Origin of the sequence: Microbacterium oxydans (assembly GCF_000956405.1) — a bacterium.
Taxonomy (GTDB): domain Bacteria; phylum Actinomycetota; class Actinomycetes; order Actinomycetales; family Microbacteriaceae; genus Microbacterium; species Microbacterium oxydans_C.
Genome location: NZ_JYIV01000022.1, coordinates 80,883 through 95,508, shown reverse-complemented (window position 1 = coordinate 95,508; position 14,626 = coordinate 80,883). Strand labels below are relative to the sequence as shown.

The following is a 14,626-nucleotide window of genomic DNA, read 5'->3' as shown; positions in this document are numbered from 1 at the left end:
CACATGTCCGAAATCGTCCGCGTCGACGGCCGCTCCACCGATCAGCTGCGTGAGATCACCATCGAGCGCGGCTGGAGTGCTCACGCCGAGGGATCGGCATTGATCAGCTTTGGCGGCACCAAGGTGCTGTGCACCGCGTCCTTCACCAACGGCGTACCGCGGTGGCTGACCGGCAAGGGCAAGGGATGGGTCACCGCCGAGTATTCGATGCTGCCGCGCGCCACGAACAGTCGGAACGACCGCGAGAGCGTCAAGGGTCGCATCGGCGGCCGCACGCACGAGATCTCCCGGTTGATCGGCCGCGCTCTTCGTGCGGTCGTCGACACGAAGGCGCTCGGCGAGAACACCATCGTCATCGACTGCGACGTGCTCCAGGCGGACGGCGGTACCCGTACCGCAGCCATCACGGGGGCCTACGTGGCGCTCGCGGACGCGATCGAGTGGGGTCGGGAGAAGAAGTTCATCGGCAAGAACTCCACCCCGCTGCTCGATTCCGTGGCGGCGGTGTCCGTGGGCATCATTGATGGCGAGCCCATGCTCGATCTGGCATACGTCGAGGACGTGCGCGCCGAGACCGACATGAACGTCGTGGTCACCGGCCGTGGACTCTTCGTGGAGGTGCAGGGCACAGCCGAAGGTGCACCGTTCGACAAGCGGGAGCTCGACGCGCTGCTCGAACTCGGCCTGGCCGGGTGCGCCGATCTGAAGGGCGCGCAACTCGCCGCGCTCGCGGGGGAGTGACGATGCAGGTCGTGCTCGCGACGCACAACGCGCACAAGGTCGCGGAGTTCCAGCAGATCGTCGAGCAGACGCGGCCAGATCTCGAGATCGTCGGTTATGACGGCCCCGAACCCGTCGAGGACGGCGTGACCTTCGCCGAGAACGCGCTGATCAAGGCGAGGGCGGCGGCTGCCCACACGGGGCTCGCGGCACTCGCCGACGACTCCGGCATCTGCGTCGACGTGCTCGGCGGCTCGCCCGGTGTGTTCTCCGCGTACTGGGCAGGGCAGAAGAAGGATGCGACCGCGAACCTCGAGCTGCTGCTGGACCAGCTGCGCGATATCGCCGACCCGCATCGCGCCGCGCACTTCACCTCGACGATCGCGCTGGTGCTGCCGGACGGCCGGGAGCAGGTCGTCGAGGGACGATGGCCGGGACGCCTGGCACACGCCCCGTCGGGAACGGGCGGCTTCGGCTACGACCCGATCTTCGTGCCGGACGGCCAACCGGCAGGGGAGGAGCGCTCGGTCGGCGAGTTCACCTCCGACGAGAAGCAGGCGCAGTCGCACCGTGCACGTGCCTTCGCCGAGCTCGTTCCGCTCCTCGCGGAGCTCTGAGCTCATCGTCCGCGGAAAAGTGCTGCTGAAGCTGAGAATCGTTACCCTTCCCGACATAGGCCGGAACTCGGACGATTAACTAAAAAATGGCGTGGCTTCCTGCGCCCTCAGGCTACTTCATGCCCACCGGTTTGGGCACGAGGTGGGCACGGAGCGGGTAGTCATCACGCCTAAGGGCGGCCTGTGAACGCCAGAGTCCACAGGTTCCGCGTTGGGTGCCCGTGCACCAAGTTATACACAAGGTTGATTAGCTCCGAACCTGGGAGCGGGCTGTGAATATGTAGGCGCGCGAAACCCCGGCATACGTCGCATAGCGACCCAATGTGACCCATAGCGACCTATACCGTCCGCTAGCGGGGGCGTGAGTAACGGGACTAGCTGATGCGTTTTCGAACAGAGGTCCGCACAATGTGTAGCCCCGCCGGTAGACTCGTACGTACGAGGTAACTCCTTCCACTTCCTAGTGAAAACGAGTACTCGTACAGAGAAAAACCCCCCGAGCCTAACGAACTCAAGAGGGGGGCTTCTCTACTCGATCCGCTCAACGAAGCGCGGGTCTGGCTCCTCGGTGGGGCCATCCGGAGCGGGAACTCTGGGTGGCCCTGAGAGCCTGTCAGTACACCTGGTGTGGGTGTATTACACCACTCTACGTCAGTATTCGGCTACGAGCTAGCTAGCTAGCTCGGGGGCGCTGGCAGGATGCGCCGGTTCCGGCGCGCCGTGTCATCGTCGGCAAAGTGCCATTCGAGGATCACGCCTGGACGGCTGAGGGAGTAACGCGCTCGCGCGAGTATCCCAAGAGAGTCCCCGGCGTAGATCGTGTGAGGGAAGCCGTGCCGGAACTCTAGGAGGTTCTGCTTCTCTGCGGGTTCGGCGATCACCTGAGTCACCACGACATCCCGTGTGGAGGCATTCTTAATCGTGAACAGGTCCCCGCTGTCGTGAACCGCATCACCCCAGGGTGGGGCGTTGTAACCGGCTGTCTCGCGCTTCTCGGCGCGACGGGCACGCCTGTACCCGAGTACACCAAGCGCGGCCCCGAGAATCGCGATGAGCCACGGCACCCAATCGAGAGCGGCTGTGCCGATTTTCGTCCAGTCGAGGTCAAGCATCGAGCGCCCTGTACACACTCGCTCGGCTGATCTGCTCTTTCTTGACAATTCGATCGATGGTCCACGCCTGCGCGCGGAGTGCCTTCACAGCGGCCACCTTCTCGGGCTTGAGCGCCGTCTTAGGTCGGGGCTTTCGCTCACCCTTCGCGGCAAGTGCGGCGCGGCCTTCTGCGGCTCGCTCCCTAGTGTTTTCACGCTCCCACTCAGCGATGCTGAGCATGATGTTCCGGAGGAGCTTTCCTGTAATGCCCTCAAAATCCTCGCCAGCTTTCAGGCTCTTGACGTGAATACCGGCCTCTTCCAGTTCCTCGAACGTCTGGAGGGTACCCAGGACAGTTCTTCCCAGCCTGTCCAGCGATGAGACGACGACAGTATCCCCAGGGCGGGCAACTGCGAGGAGTGCATTCAGGCCTGGGCGGTCCATCGTCTTGCCGCTGAGCTTGTCCTCATAGATTCGCTTCTCAGGGATGCCGTGATCGAGGAGCGCTTTCGTCTGGCGCTCGTAGGACTGCGCCACGCTAGACACGCGACGGTAGCCCCAGACATAGCCGGTAGTCGTGCTCTCTTCGGTGCCCATGGCGCGAGCGTATCACCGACTGAGTCTGTTACGCAATAGCTGAGCGCATCTCAAGTACCGCATTTGCTCGCTCTCCTGAGGCATTCTCAGCCAATGTCTCGACCGTCTCACGAACCATGCGAAATGAGACAGCCCGCCACCGGGATCTAGACGATGGCGGGCTGTTGGGAGGTCATCCGGCCTGACACGGATGACGGTTCTGAGCGTGCCGACTAAACCACGCCCAGAAGACTTTGTTACTTCAGGATGTCACCGAGCAGACCGGCCAGCCTCTCGACTTCAGGATTCTGAGTCGGTGCGGAGGTCAGACGGCGCGCTTCCGCGTTGTGGGGATCGAGGGCCTTCGCGATGTCGGCTTCCGTCCACTCTGTGAAGTTCTTCTTCTCTTCGATGGCGGCGCGCTCGGCATCGCGGTTCGACGCGATCACGGCACGTAGATATGTGTTGTCATCGTTCATTTTCATCTCCAAGGGTGGCGAGGACTTCGAGGGTCCACACGAGTAGTTCGATGTCGCTTTCTGATGCGGCGATCTTTCCGGCGTGGATGTCGCCCACTACCCCCACGAGGGCAGAGAGTGCATCGTCCGTGAGGGCCATGGTTCAGCCAACCGCTGGGATGTGCTGTGCGCCCTGGGCGATGGGGTTGAGCGCGTCGCCGTACTCGACCTGCATCTGCTTGAGTGCAAGCGCCCTATCCATTGGGTCAGAGATGCGCTGTGCGTACTCTCTCGCCTTCAGCGCTTCCCTGTACCTGTGACCTTCGTCGTCCTGGCCGATACCCATCCCATCAGGGGCTGGACCCTCAGCCCAGAGGACTTTGCCCCAGCGCTTGGTTTGGGCGTTGGCGTCGAGGTCGATCCAGGAATCCCCATTACGGTCGATGGTCTCGGCGTAAAGCTCGGCAGTGACCTCGAACTCTTCGCCAGCTTTCAGGACTCTGCCCGTAGCAGTGCCACCCACAGCGGATGGCACACCTGGGATCACGAAGCCGGAACTTCGGGCGTGTGCGGTGAACGGGAATCGAGAAGTAGCCACGTCAGGCTCCAATCGGCAGACGCTTTTTCAGGGCGTCTGCGAGGTCGGAGAGCACCGGGTGTGCTCTCAGGGTTCGGAGGAGGGAGCGGGTGCCCTCAGGGTCATATGCGGCGAACTCCGCTAGAGCATTCACGAGTTCCATGCTTTGCTCGAATGCGCGTTCGGCGGCAGTGTCATCGATGCCCAGGTGGTTGATTAGCACGGACAGCGCTTCGCTCTCTACTTTGATCGCCCTGGCTCGCGCTACCGGCGTGGCATGGCGGGAGCGCTGGCGAAGGTCGCGGGCATCATCCGCGATCTGGACGGCACGTACGATCACGTCAGTAGTGCTGGGTTCCTCTTCTGCCAGCTTCGCTAGATCGGACTTTCGAGAGATTGCAAAGCGGCTCAAGGCACTGACGGACAGCCCTGTCCAGGAGCGAATCGACTCGTAAGTCTCACCGCTGTCCAACGCGGCTTCGATGCGCGCTCTAGCGGGGTGTGTCTCCACGGTGGAGGGTCTTCCCGTTCGTACCATATCTGCATTCCCTTGAAATCTAGGGAGAATGCAGGAATCCCTGTTTTCGACCAGCACGCGGCCTAAAGGAGTCTCAATGAACTACCGCGTGATCGACGCCTGCATTCTCTCAATTACTACTATCGCTCTCACCGGGTCTCAACTACCGAGAAATCTCGAAACTTTATGAGAAATCATTGGTGGGCATTATCTAGAAATGGCCGACGTGATATGCGGGCCTAGAATTGTCGCGCTGATATCCAGGTGCCAGGAATGGGGCGCTAGGCGCTCTCAGTGCCTTCTGTAGCTTCTGAGAGGGGTTCTACGATCTGCCTGAAGCTCTTCAACGTCACCAACTCATCGATTCGCATGGATGCCTCGGTGACGGTCATCGTGTGCCACGACGATTCCTGTTCGCTTAGCTGGTCTTCAAGCGCCATCCCGTAGGCTCTCTGCTTCGCCGTCGCTGGCCATGTGTTCTCGGTCATGTGACCTCGCCTATCTCCATGTTGATGTTCTTGTAGCGCTTGCGCATGTTGTGGACGTTCCTCACCTTGATCCCCAAGTGCTCGGCGGCTTGCTTCGCTGTCATCCCTTGAGTTTCTAGAAAGTCCTCCATGGTGTACGTGGAGTACGCCTGCCCACCCTTGCGCCCGTGTTCCTGCTTCTGCTGGTAGGTCTCGGCGTTGAAGTTCTCGATGCACTTCTCTGCGGCGCGCGTGCACTGGTACAGGGCTTCCGATGAGAGGTAGTCGCCGGTGTACCCGGTGACCCCGCACTCGGCCATCACCTCTCGCTGAGCATCCTGGTAGACATCTCCCCACAAGTGGTACTTCAGGTACTCGTTTGTGCATCCCTGACCCAATGCACGCATTCCTGCCTTGATGAGTTTCTGAAACAGGATTCTGAAGTAGTTCTGAGCCAATGTCAGGTTGGGGTCATACTTCAGAGGTTGAGTTGTGAAGTTGGCGCTCCGCCGTCGGCCATGTTTGACCTGCTCGGCTAGTTTCTCCCATGCCTCATCCTCTTCTCTTATGGTTAGTGTTAGTTGTTGCACACCAAGAGACGAATCATGAATGTAAGCCTCATGTGCAGAGGAATCCTGTAGAATTGTCATATCAACTCCCATTCGACCCCGCTATGCTTCCCGGCTGGCGGGGTCGTTCTATGTATACGTGCGACTAGTCGGATTTTCCAGAAACGGCCTGCTTCTTGCGCGCCCGGTATTCGCGCCCGTGGCGCTTTGACGCTTCACTGCACGCATCGCATCGGCATCCGGCGTTATACGTGCTGACAATCCCGTGCGTCCTGGCTGAGTACTTCTCGGCTTGTGCCGGAACGGGGCCGTCGTACACATGGTTCTTGCCAATGCCCTCGGGCCTAGTTCTCGGTGCCTTGTCGGTCTTCGTAGGCTCCACGAAACGGACAGTCACAGGTCTGTGCTCCGGTGTCGTGTCGTCCGTACGTACCATCCGCTGAGACGGCTTCTGAGGGGTCTCTACGGGCTTCTCCGGGTTCCTGGATGCCCATGCTCGCCGACTGTCATACTCGGCCCTCAGATCGCGCTCGAAGTTCGTGCGTACGCTGCGCTCTTCATGTCGCGCCTCCAACACGATGCGAGCGCTGTCAGCATCGGTGCGAGCGGTAGCGGCGGCAGTGCAGAGGTACCGCCGTCGCCCCTCGGGGAGAGCATCGAGGGCACGGATGGCTGAGAGTGCTGTGTGAGTATCCACACCTATTACCGTCGCTCGTTCGGCGGATCGTTATTTGGGCGGACGGTGCTACATCGACGTATGCCCTAGCGTTCCCGCACACGTGCGCCATCTATGCCGCTCTGGGTGTGCGTTCCGACTAACTCGGCTTCCTAGCCATGGGATTGGGAAGCGAAGCGACCATCGCCTCATCACGTTCGGTATCCGTGTGCTGGTATCCCATCGCAACCTTCGTTGACTTGTGACCGCCACGCGCCATGATGTCCTTCAGCGTGACTCCGGGCTGTCTGGCGTATGTCGTCAGGCTCACATGCCGGATATCGTGCAAGTGCATCGCCGAGAGGTGCGCCCTTTCGCGGAGCTTGCGGAACATGCGTTCGGCGCTGTCAACCGACAAGCGCCCTCCACGCTGGTTCCTAAAGATCGGTCCTGTCCCTTCGGACGCACGGTAGAGATTCTCAAGTTCATCGGTAAGCCACGTGGGCAGGGCAAGCACACGTGCTTCGTTCTCACCGGTCTTCGTTCCCGAACGCATCCCCCACGGCGTCAGGTGGCGTTCGACATTGGCCTTGCGGTCGAAGAAGCTGATGTCCTCCCAGTCAAGCGCGACAGCCTCTCCAATGCGCATGGCTGTACCACTCAGAAGCGTCAGAAGTGCCCGATCCTGGGCGCTCTCCGTCGCAAAGTACAGACTGGCGATGTCGGATTCCGTGAACGTAGGACGCGGCTTTGCCATCGCCTTGGATGCCCCTTTGATCCGGCAGGGGGAGCGGCTGATCAGCTCGTCGTCCAGCGCCACCGCCATGATCTGCTTCAGCAAGCCATAGATGTCACGACGAGCGCACGGAGCGTGGCTGTAACCGTTCCACCATGCGCGGACTTGGGCGGCAGTGATGTCCTCGACGTGCTGTTGACCAAAGGTCTTGATGAGGATGGCGAGTCGCTTCTGTTGCTTGTAGTAGCCACCGGGGGAGTATCCGTCCGGCTCGCCGGGCCGACGTGAGTAGAGCCAAGTCTCTGCGAACACGTCGAACCTGGTTTCCGTCTTCGCCTCCTGCTCGCTCCGCTTCTTCGTGACCTCAGCGAGCTTCAGAGCGACGGCCTTCTCGGCTTTCCGCTTGCTGTCGTGGGTTCCTGCTGTACACCTCTTGCCATCCGGTCCCGTGAACCGGCCCTGCCACTTCCCTGACGGAAGCTGTCGTGCTGTCTCCATTTGGTGACTCCCTTCGTGTATGTGTACGCACGAGGAAGCCGTTTTTAAAGCGCCAGTCACAGCCGGTTTGGGCACGTGCGCCCATAGCCGCTCTGTGGCCTTACTGCCTACTGCTGAGACTGGTTCTCGTTACCCTTCCCGACTAGCCGCAACCCGCCGTCCGTGGCGGTTTCCCGGTCTAGCCTGGTGGCATGCACGATCACGCACCCGCGCCCGGCGGCATCCGTTCGGCCAGCAGCAGACGCCTGCTCGCGATCTCTCTGTCCCTCACGGCGACGGTGATGGTCGTGCAGGTCGTCGGTGCGCTGCTCTCCGGATCGCTCGCGCTGCTCGCAGACGCCGCGCACATGTTCACGGATGCGTCGGGCCTCGTCATCGCCCTGATCGCCGCGACCGTCGCCGCGCGCCCCGCGGATGACAGGCGCACCTTCGGCTATCAGCGGGCCGAGGTCTTCGGCGCGCTGATCAACGCGATCATCCTGATCGCCCTCGCGACCTGGGTCGCGGTCGAGGGCATCGGACGTCTCATCGATCCGGGAGAGGTCGAGGTCGCCGGCGGACTCATGCTGGTCGTCGCGATCGTGGGTCTCCTGGCGAACGCCGTGTCGATGTGGCTGCTGAGCCGTGCGCAGCGCACCAGCATCAACGTGCGGGGCGCCTATCTCGAGGTGATGGGAGATCTCATCGGGTCGGCTGCAGTGATCGTGGCCGCCGTCGTCATCCTGCTCACCGGGTGGATGCCCGCAGACGCGATCGCCTCCCTCTTCATCGCGGCGATGATCATCCCGCGGGCCATCGCGCTGCTTCGGGAGGTGTTCTCCGTGCTCGCCGAGTCGGCTCCGAAGGGCACGGCGGTGAGCGAGATCCGCACCCATCTGCTCGGATACGACGGCGTCGTCGGTGTGCACGACGTGCACGTCTGGCAGCTGACCCGCGGCGCGCCGGTGTTCACCGCTCACGTCAGCGTGGAGCCTGCGCTCTTCGCCGACGGGCGCTCCTCACAGCTGCTCACCGAGATGCAGGCGTGTCTCGCCGATCACTTCGACGTCGAGCACTCGACCTTCCAGATCGAGCCGGCAGAGCAGTCGGACTGCGAACCGCACCACGCCTGATCCGTCGGCGCGGCCCCGGCTCAGGACTCAGGCGTCGACGGGGGGCTCGACGGGACCCTCGACCGTGATCTCGAGAGGACTCTTGTCCGGTCGGATGCCTCGCCACCGGGCATGGCGGAGCACCCCGTCCGGCGTCCAGTTCGCGAACTCGACCTCGCCGACGACTTCCGGGCGCACCCAGAGCGCGTCGGAGGCGTCGGGGGCGGGAACGCCGTCGAGCGGGGCAGCGTCCACGCGAAGAGGGGTGAGGCGTGCGAGGAGGTCGCGCAGGATCCGATCGGTGAACCCGGTACCCACACGACCGACGTAGCGGAGCCGCCTCCGTCCCGACGAGGTGTCTGGAACGGCGAGAAGCAGCGACCCGAGCGTGCTCTCCCTGTCGCCCTTGCCCGGTCGGATGCCCACGATCACGGCTTCCTGCATCCTGGTGTGCTTGAGCTTCAGCCACGAGGGGGAGCGCTGTCCAGGGCGGTAGCGCGACTGCGGGTCCTTGACGACGACGCCCTCGAGGCCGAACTCCCTGCTCGCGGCGAGTGCTGCGTCGACGTCATCGAACACGGGTGGGACCTGGACGGGCGCCTCGAGCCCGGTGATCACGTCCTCGAGAAGTGTCCGTCGCTCGCGCAGCGGCAGGCCCGTGAGGTCGTGTCCGTCCAGGCGGAGCAGGTCGAACAGCATGTAGACGATGGGGGTGCGGATCACCTCGCGCTCGATCTCGCGGGGGCGGGTGAGGTGCATCCGATTCTGCAGGAGTGAGAAGCTCGGTCGGCTGTGGGCGTCGAACGCCACGATCTCCCCATCGACCACCGCGTCCTTCACCGGGAGGAAGGGGGCGCCGTCGGCGGTGAGCTCGGGGTAGCGGGCGGTGATGTCGGTGCCTCGACGCGCGTGCAGGAGCATCCGTCCGTCCGACCAGGTGCCCACCGCGCGGATGCCGTCCCACTTGACCTCGACCCAAGAGGGATCGCTCAGCGCGCGGGCCGTTCCGGGGGTCCCGTTCTCGGCGAGCATCGGCGCCATCGATGCTGCGGACGGTGGGGTGGCGGGTGCGGCTGAGCTCCGGGGATATCGATGGGAGCTCCGGGACTTCGCGGGTTGCGGCAGCGGAGCCGTCACGGACGGGCGGAGCGTGGCGAGCGGATCGACTCCCGCGGCGGCGCGCTCGAGCACCTCGTCGAGGTCGAGCTGGGCGAGATGCGGATCGGCGAGCTCGTCCCAGGTGCGGGGAGCGGCGACCCACGGCCGCGCACGACCGCGGAGCGAGTAGGGGGAGATGGTGGTCTTCTTGCCGTTGTTCTGACTCCAGTCGAGGAACACCTTGCCACCCCTGACCGCCTTCGCCATGACGCTGGTCGCAAGATCGGGGTGGTCGTTCTCGATCATGCGGGCGAGCTCCTTCACGACGGCGGAGACCTCGTCGCTCGTCTGCTCGCCGGGGAGCGAGGCATAGAGGTGGATGCCCTTGCTGCCACTGGTGACCGGCAGAGGGTCGAGGCCCATGTCCGACAGGATTCCGCGGGCGATGCGGGCGACCTCGGCACACTGCGGTAGCCCGACTCCCTCACCGGGGTCGAGGTCGAGGACGAGCCGATCCGGGTTTCCAGGAAGGCCTTCGGAAGAGAACCGCCACTGCGGCACGTGCAGCTCGATCGCGGCGACCTGCGCGAGCCAGACGAGGGTGGGGACGTCTTCGACGAGCGGATACTCCTTGGGCCCGTCCGAGTGCTGGATCGCCTGCCGCGGGATCCACGATGGTGCTCCCGGCTCGAGCTGCTTCGTGAAGAACGCGTCGGCCGGTGACTGAGCTGTCCCCACGCCCTCCACCCATCGTTTGCGAGTGACGGGGCGGCCGGCGAGGAGCGGGAGGAGCAGTGGTGCGATCGCCGTGTAGTACGCGATGACCTCGCCCTTGGTGGTGCCGGTCTCCGGGTACACGACCTTGTCGAGGTTCGTCACGCGCAGCCGTCGGCCGTCCACCTGCACGACCTGCGCCTCTCCCACCATGGAGCCAGCGTAGTCAAGGGCTGGTCGTGACGGCTGTGGCTGGTGTCTACTGGTGGGATGAGGACCATCTGGAAGGGCGCACTGACGTTCGGGCTCGTGAACGTCCCGGTCAAGGTGTACTCCGCGACCGAGGACCACGACGTGCCGCTGCATCAGGTGCATGACAAGGACGGCGGACGCATCCGCTACCAGCGCACCTGCGAGGTCTGCGGAGAGACCGTCGCCTACGCCGACATCGACCGCGCGTACGTCGAGGAAGGCCAGACCGTCGTGCTCACGAAGGACGACCTCGCCGCGCTCCCCGCCGAGAAGAGCAGGGAGATCGACGTCGTGGAGTTCGTGCCCTCCGACCAGGTCGATCTGCTCACGCTCGACAAGCCCTACTACCTCGAACCCGATTCCAAGTCGCCGAAGGCGTACGTCCTCCTGCGCAAGACGCTCGAGCAGACCGACCGCACGGCGATCGTGCGGTTCACCCTCCGGCAGAAGACGCGGCTCGCCGCGCTCCGTGTACGGGGGAAGGTTCTCGTCCTGCAGACACTGCTCTGGGCCGATGAAGTGCGTGAAGCCGCGTTCCCCGCGCTGGACGAGGACGTGCGGATCTCGAAGAAGGAGCTGGAGCTCTCGGCGTCGCTCGTGGACAGTTACTCGGCGGACTTCGACCCCGAGGAGTTCGTCGACGAGTACCAGAAGGAGCTCCGCACACTCATCGACGCGAAGATCGAGGCGGGCGAGACGTTCGACGTCGCGGAGACCTTCGGCGAGGCCGAGAAGGCAGCCGAGGGTGGTGAGGTCATCGACCTCATGGAGGCGCTGCGCGCGAGTGTCGCACGCTCGAAGGAGGAGCGCGCCAAGAACGCGGGCTGACCTGCTGCGGTCAGTGCTTGCCGTCGCCGTCCAGGTCGGGGGCGCGGTCGAACACGTCGGCGTCGAGCACGAGGTGCTGCGCCTCCTCAGCGTCGGTGACGACGTCTTCTCCGGCCGCGGCGGCCTTCTTCGCCTTGTGGCGCTCCGACAGGTAGTGCCACAGCGTCACCAGTGCCGTGCCGCCGACGGCAGCGAGAAGGATGAGGTCGATGTAGCTCTCCACGAACTCGGCGATCGGGGGGATGAACCCGATGAGGTAGCCGAACATGGTGAGCCCGAAGCCCCACAGCACCGCGCCGATCAGGTTGTAGAGCGTGTACTTGCGCCACGGCATGTGCCCGACACCGGCCGCGACCGGGGCGAAGGTGCGCACGATCGGCACGAAGCGAGCGAGGATCACCGTGATACCGCCGAAGCGCTCGAAGAACGCATTGGTGCGCTCGACGTTCTTCTTGCTGAAGAGCCCGGACTCCTTGCGCTCGAACACGGCAGGTCCGCCCTTGTGTCCGATCACGTAGCCGACCTCGCCGCCGACGAAGGCTGCAAGGCCGATGAGCAGGGCCACCCACCAGACGTTGATGCCGAAGACACCGTGCTCGGAACCCGCGATCGGGTGCGAGAGAAGGCCGGCGATCACGAGGAGCGTGTCCCCGGGGAGCAGGAATCCGACGAGCAGACCGGTCTCCGCGAAGACGATGAAGCACACCACGAGCAGAGCCCACGGACCGGCGGTGCCGATGATCGTGGCGGGGTCGAGCCAGGGGATGAGAGCGGTCGGTGCGTGCAGCATGGTTTCCAGCACTGGGGGAGTCCCGTCGGTCGTGAAGTGGTCGGCGGTGAAACAGAGCGATGTCGTGGCGACCTGAGAAGGCTGCCGTCGTCTCTCGTGCGGAAGGTGGGACTTGAACCCACACGCCCTGGGGCACAGGAACCTAAATCCTGCGTGTCTGCCAATTCCACCACTCCCGCGCGGTGGGAACAGTCTACTGATCGCAGAAACGGCGTGTCTGGGGATCCGCCCGCAGTCGGGGGGGGGGGGAGACTGGGCTCGGATTCTGCGTCGTGGGATGAGGCTCCAGGTCGGCTTGTGGATAACTTCGGAGGCCGAGCGTGGAATGTTGCGAGGATGCCTGAGTGAGTCGTCCGTCCGCCCTTGTCGCCGAGCGCGTACGGTCGCGTCTGCGTGCCGAGGGCGTCGACCCCGCCGTCGATCCGGAAGCCGCGTGGCGCATCGCTCACGCGGAGGTCCGCCGTCACGACGATCTCGCGCTCGCCCGCGGCGAGGCCCTGATCGAGGATGAAGCGGCGTGTGTGCGAGAGGTCCTCGCATCGCTCAGCGGATTCGGCGCGCTGCAGCCGCTGCTCGACGATCCGGAGATCGAGGAGATCTGGCTCAACGGCGCCGGGTACGTGCACGTCGCGCGGGAGGGTGCGGCCGAGCGGACCGGTCTTCGGCTCGACGAGGCATCGGTGCGCGACCTCGTCGAGAGGATGCTGCAGTCCACGGGGCGGCGGGTCGACATCTCAAAACCAAAATTTTGACATATTTCTGACCAGGGATTTTTCGGATCTTCCCCGTTCCGACGAGCCCTGGAGCCTCTTGCCTGTCACACGTCACCAGCGCCTCGCTCGCGGTCTTGCAGGTGCCGTGGCACAGATGCATCACGGCCCCGGATGAGGGGAGGTCTCCGGGGCCGTGAGGATTGGGGTGGGTCGAGTGCTACGCGGGCTATCGCCAGTCGTCGGCGACGAAGTCGGCGCATGCTGGCCTGGCCTCGTTGCCGTAGCAGTAACTGACGATGAACCCCTTCTTGATCTCTTCGCGGCTCATCGACTCAACGTCGAGCAGTGCCCAGTCCGCATCCTCACGATGCGCAAATGCTCCGGCATAGAGGTCTTCCACGCTGGAGCACGAGTCGTACACGGGATCAACGAGTGCTGCGAACTTCGTTTGCTCGTCCGCAATCATGGCGTCAAGCTGCGGCTGCTCGTTCTCGTCGATCGCTCCGTCGGCGTACAGAGCGTCGTACTCTGCGCCGAAGAGTGGGTGTGTCGCGTAGTGCTCGTTCATCGCCGCACTGGCGGCCTCGAATGCCGAATCGCAGGCAGATGACGCCTGGTCAGGCGTTGCCGGAGAACAACCGGCGAGCGCGACGATGGTCCCGATGGTGCCGAGAATGATGAGTGAGCGCTTGGCGAGCATGACCGCATGCTATCCGGCTCTAGCCCGAAGCTGCGGCCAGAGCGCGCCCGATGAGCGCCTCCGCGGCTTCCCGAAGCTCTCCGAGGTCGAGGTGACCCCACGGCTCGCGGTTCGGCGTGGTGCCAGCGGGCAGCGCGGCCCAGCCGATCAGGCCGTCGATGTTGTTCAGCGATCGCAGGTGTGACGGCACAGCGAGGAACGATCGCACGCTGAGCGTCATCGCGGAGATGCCGACGCCGTGCGCCTGGTCGATAGCGTGGTCGCACCGAGGGCACACCACGCCGTCGAGAGAGTCGGCCCGACCGGGGCCGCCGATGCTCGCAGAGTCCGCGGACATCAACGTCCAGACGCTGTCGGCGTCCTCTCGGAGCGCCTGGACTGCGCCGACGCCGCAGAGAAGACATCCCGAGGGCTTGCCGTCGTAGTCGACGCACTGCACGTCCACGGGCTTCTCGATGCGGCGCGCCAGGAGCCCCGCTGCCGTGTTCCGGAGCTCCCGGCGCTGTTCAGGGGAGATGTGCGACCAGCGAGCGCGTGAGGCGGGCGTCGAGGGCGCGTTGGCGAAGTCCGCATCACGCACGAGCGCCGCCCACCGAGCGTGGACGCCAGGCGCGGTGAGCGCGTCCATGAGGCGGAGCAGATCCGCGCCGGTCGTGGTGAGAAGGTCGATCGTCTTGGCGTCGGTGGTGCCCAACGCGTCGAGGGCGCATAGCGCGGACTCGAGGCGGTGAACGGCGATCTCGGCCGCGCCGATCCGCTGGCGCACCGCAGGGTGAGCCCCGAGGAGGTCGACGGCGCTGTGACGGATCAGTCGGCACTCATCGCAGCGCGTCACGTGCAGGTCGTGGCGCGGAGGTGCGTATCCCTCGTACCGGGTCCGGCCGAACACCTGGAGGACTTCGACCTCCGTCTCGGAATTGGCGCTCACGGCGACGCCGCAGCTTGCACAGGGAAGAGT

General features: G+C 64.2%; 18 protein-coding genes and 1 tRNA gene. 5 read left to right on the top strand and 14 right to left on the bottom strand.

Translation table 11 applies throughout. From position 1 onward, the window contains the following. Positions 1-3: 3 nt before the first annotated feature. Both rph and rdgB read left to right on the top strand, forming a co-directional pair. The gene (gene rph, locus RN51_RS06665) at positions 4-741 is read left to right on the top strand and encodes a ribonuclease PH (protein WP_045263269.1); all 738 of its coding nucleotides are present in this window, start codon (positions 4-6) and stop codon (positions 739-741) included. A 2-nt stretch (positions 742-743) separates the two neighbouring features. After that, positions 744-1,337 (top strand): RdgB/HAM1 family non-canonical purine NTP pyrophosphatase, encoded by a 594-nt coding sequence (rdgB, locus tag RN51_RS06660; RefSeq protein WP_045263268.1) that lies wholly within the window; start codon positions 744-746, stop codon positions 1,335-1,337. A gap of 677 nt (positions 1,338-2,014) precedes the next feature. On the opposite strand, the gene RN51_RS06655 is transcribed toward rdgB, so the two are convergent. The 9 genes from RN51_RS06655 to RN51_RS06620 form a co-directional block, all read right to left on the bottom strand. Continuing rightward, positions 2,015-2,449 carry a hypothetical protein gene (locus RN51_RS06655; protein WP_045263267.1) on the bottom strand — a complete coding sequence of 145 codons (435 nt, stop codon included), beginning with the start codon at positions 2,447-2,449 and terminating at the stop codon, positions 2,015-2,017. Further along, positions 2,442-3,026: a recombinase family protein gene (locus tag RN51_RS06650; RefSeq protein WP_045263266.1), complete on the bottom strand. Its 585-nt coding sequence runs from the start codon at positions 3,024-3,026 to the stop codon at positions 2,442-2,444. Before RN51_RS06650 ends, RN51_RS06655 begins: the two co-directional genes overlap by 8 nt. Positions 3,027-3,262: 236 nt before the next feature. Beyond that, the gene (locus tag RN51_RS06645) at positions 3,263-3,484 is read right to left on the bottom strand and encodes a hypothetical protein (protein ID WP_045263265.1); all 222 of its coding nucleotides are present in this window, start codon (positions 3,482-3,484) and stop codon (positions 3,263-3,265) included. Next, positions 3,474-3,623 (bottom strand): hypothetical protein, encoded by a 150-nt coding sequence (locus RN51_RS18385; RefSeq protein WP_156149121.1) that lies wholly within the window; start codon positions 3,621-3,623, stop codon positions 3,474-3,476. Before RN51_RS18385 ends, RN51_RS06645 begins: the two co-directional genes overlap by 11 nt. Before the next feature lie 3 nt (positions 3,624-3,626). Then, positions 3,627-4,061, bottom strand: a complete 435-nt coding sequence (locus tag RN51_RS17955) for a hypothetical protein (protein WP_156149120.1) — start codon at positions 4,059-4,061, stop codon at positions 3,627-3,629. A 1-nt stretch (position 4,062) separates the two neighbouring features. Continuing rightward, a complete protein-coding gene (locus tag RN51_RS17950) occupies positions 4,063-4,512 on the bottom strand; it encodes a hypothetical protein (RefSeq protein WP_052674621.1) in 450 nt (149 codons plus the stop codon). A gap of 326 nt (positions 4,513-4,838) precedes the next feature. Beyond that, positions 4,839-5,045, bottom strand: coding sequence for a DUF3072 domain-containing protein (locus RN51_RS06630; RefSeq protein ID WP_045263262.1), 207 nt, complete (start codon positions 5,043-5,045; stop codon positions 4,839-4,841). After that, complete coding sequence (locus tag RN51_RS06625; RefSeq protein ID WP_156149119.1) at positions 5,042-5,674, bottom strand: hypothetical protein; 633 nt, start codon at positions 5,672-5,674, stop codon at positions 5,042-5,044. Before RN51_RS06625 ends, RN51_RS06630 begins: the two co-directional genes overlap by 4 nt. Before the next feature lie 734 nt (positions 5,675-6,408). Then, complete coding sequence (locus RN51_RS06620; RefSeq protein ID WP_045263260.1) at positions 6,409-7,482, bottom strand: tyrosine-type recombinase/integrase; 1,074 nt, start codon at positions 7,480-7,482, stop codon at positions 6,409-6,411. Positions 7,483-7,673: 191 nt separating this feature from the next. Here RN51_RS06620 and RN51_RS06615 point away from each other — a divergent pair, with 191 nt between their 5' ends. Then, on the top strand, positions 7,674-8,594 hold the full coding sequence (locus RN51_RS06615) for a cation diffusion facilitator family transporter (RefSeq protein WP_045263259.1): 921 nt from the start codon (positions 7,674-7,676) through the stop codon (positions 8,592-8,594). A gap of 27 nt (positions 8,595-8,621) precedes the next feature. Here RN51_RS06615 and ligD read toward each other — a convergent pair whose 3' ends face one another. After that, a complete protein-coding gene (gene ligD, locus RN51_RS06610) occupies positions 8,622-10,598 on the bottom strand; it encodes a non-homologous end-joining DNA ligase (protein WP_045263258.1) in 1,977 nt (658 codons plus the stop codon). Between the two features lie 57 nt (positions 10,599-10,655). On the opposite strand from ligD, the gene RN51_RS06605 reads away from it, so the two are divergent. After that, positions 10,656-11,465, top strand: coding sequence for a Ku protein (locus RN51_RS06605; RefSeq protein ID WP_045263257.1), 810 nt, complete (start codon positions 10,656-10,658; stop codon positions 11,463-11,465). Positions 11,466-11,475: 10 nt separating this feature from the next. Here RN51_RS06605 and RN51_RS06600 read toward each other — a convergent pair whose 3' ends face one another. Next, a complete protein-coding gene (locus tag RN51_RS06600; protein ID WP_045263256.1) occupies positions 11,476-12,255 on the bottom strand; it encodes a DedA family protein in 780 nt (259 codons plus the stop codon). 97 nt (positions 12,256-12,352) lie between these two features. Then, positions 12,353-12,434: transfer RNA gene (locus RN51_RS06595), tRNA-Leu, on the bottom strand. Between the two features lie 165 nt (positions 12,435-12,599). On the opposite strand from RN51_RS06595, the gene RN51_RS06590 reads away from it, so the two are divergent. Beyond that, positions 12,600-13,007: a hypothetical protein gene (locus RN51_RS06590; RefSeq protein WP_045263255.1), complete on the top strand. Its 408-nt coding sequence runs from the start codon at positions 12,600-12,602 to the stop codon at positions 13,005-13,007. A gap of 187 nt (positions 13,008-13,194) precedes the next feature. Here RN51_RS06590 and RN51_RS06585 read toward each other — a convergent pair whose 3' ends face one another. Then, the gene (locus RN51_RS06585) at positions 13,195-13,668 is read right to left on the bottom strand and encodes a hypothetical protein (RefSeq protein WP_045263254.1); all 474 of its coding nucleotides are present in this window, start codon (positions 13,666-13,668) and stop codon (positions 13,195-13,197) included. A 19-nt stretch (positions 13,669-13,687) separates the two neighbouring features. Then, the gene (locus RN51_RS06580) at positions 13,688-14,596 is read right to left on the bottom strand and encodes a hypothetical protein (protein WP_045263253.1); all 909 of its coding nucleotides are present in this window, start codon (positions 14,594-14,596) and stop codon (positions 13,688-13,690) included. Positions 14,597-14,626 lie beyond the last annotated feature (30 nt).

Excerpts from the sequence above, each read along its gene's own strand:
- rph (WP_045263269.1), top strand. The coding sequence starts at position 4 with ATGTCCGAAATCGTCCGCGTCGACGGCCGCTCCACCGATCAGCTGCGT.
- rdgB (WP_045263268.1), top strand. The coding sequence starts at position 744 with ATGCAGGTCGTGCTCGCGACGCACAACGCGCACAAGGTCGCGGAGTTC.
- RN51_RS06655 (WP_045263267.1), bottom strand. The coding sequence starts at position 2,449 with ATGCTTGACCTCGACTGGACGAAAATCGGCACAGCCGCTCTCGATTGG.
- RN51_RS06650 (WP_045263266.1), bottom strand. The coding sequence starts at position 3,026 with ATGGGCACCGAAGAGAGCACGACTACCGGCTATGTCTGGGGCTACCGT.
- RN51_RS06645 (WP_045263265.1), bottom strand. The coding sequence starts at position 3,484 with ATGAACGATGACAACACATATCTACGTGCCGTGATCGCGTCGAACCGC.
- RN51_RS18385 (WP_156149121.1), bottom strand. The coding sequence starts at position 3,623 with ATGGCCCTCACGGACGATGCACTCTCTGCCCTCGTGGGGGTAGTGGGC.
- RN51_RS06630 (WP_045263262.1), bottom strand. The coding sequence starts at position 5,045 with ATGACCGAGAACACATGGCCAGCGACGGCGAAGCAGAGAGCCTACGGG.
- RN51_RS06625 (WP_156149119.1), bottom strand. The coding sequence starts at position 5,674 with ATGACAATTCTACAGGATTCCTCTGCACATGAGGCTTACATTCATGAT.
- RN51_RS06620 (WP_045263260.1), bottom strand. The coding sequence starts at position 7,482 with ATGGAGACAGCACGACAGCTTCCGTCAGGGAAGTGGCAGGGCCGGTTC.
- RN51_RS06615 (WP_045263259.1), top strand. The coding sequence starts at position 7,674 with ATGCACGATCACGCACCCGCGCCCGGCGGCATCCGTTCGGCCAGCAGC.
- ligD (WP_045263258.1), bottom strand. The coding sequence starts at position 10,598 with ATGGTGGGAGAGGCGCAGGTCGTGCAGGTGGACGGCCGACGGCTGCGC.
- RN51_RS06605 (WP_045263257.1), top strand. The coding sequence starts at position 10,656 with ATGAGGACCATCTGGAAGGGCGCACTGACGTTCGGGCTCGTGAACGTC.
- RN51_RS06600 (WP_045263256.1), bottom strand. The coding sequence starts at position 12,255 with ATGCTGCACGCACCGACCGCTCTCATCCCCTGGCTCGACCCCGCCACG.
- RN51_RS06585 (WP_045263254.1), bottom strand. The coding sequence starts at position 13,668 with ATGCTCGCCAAGCGCTCACTCATCATTCTCGGCACCATCGGGACCATC.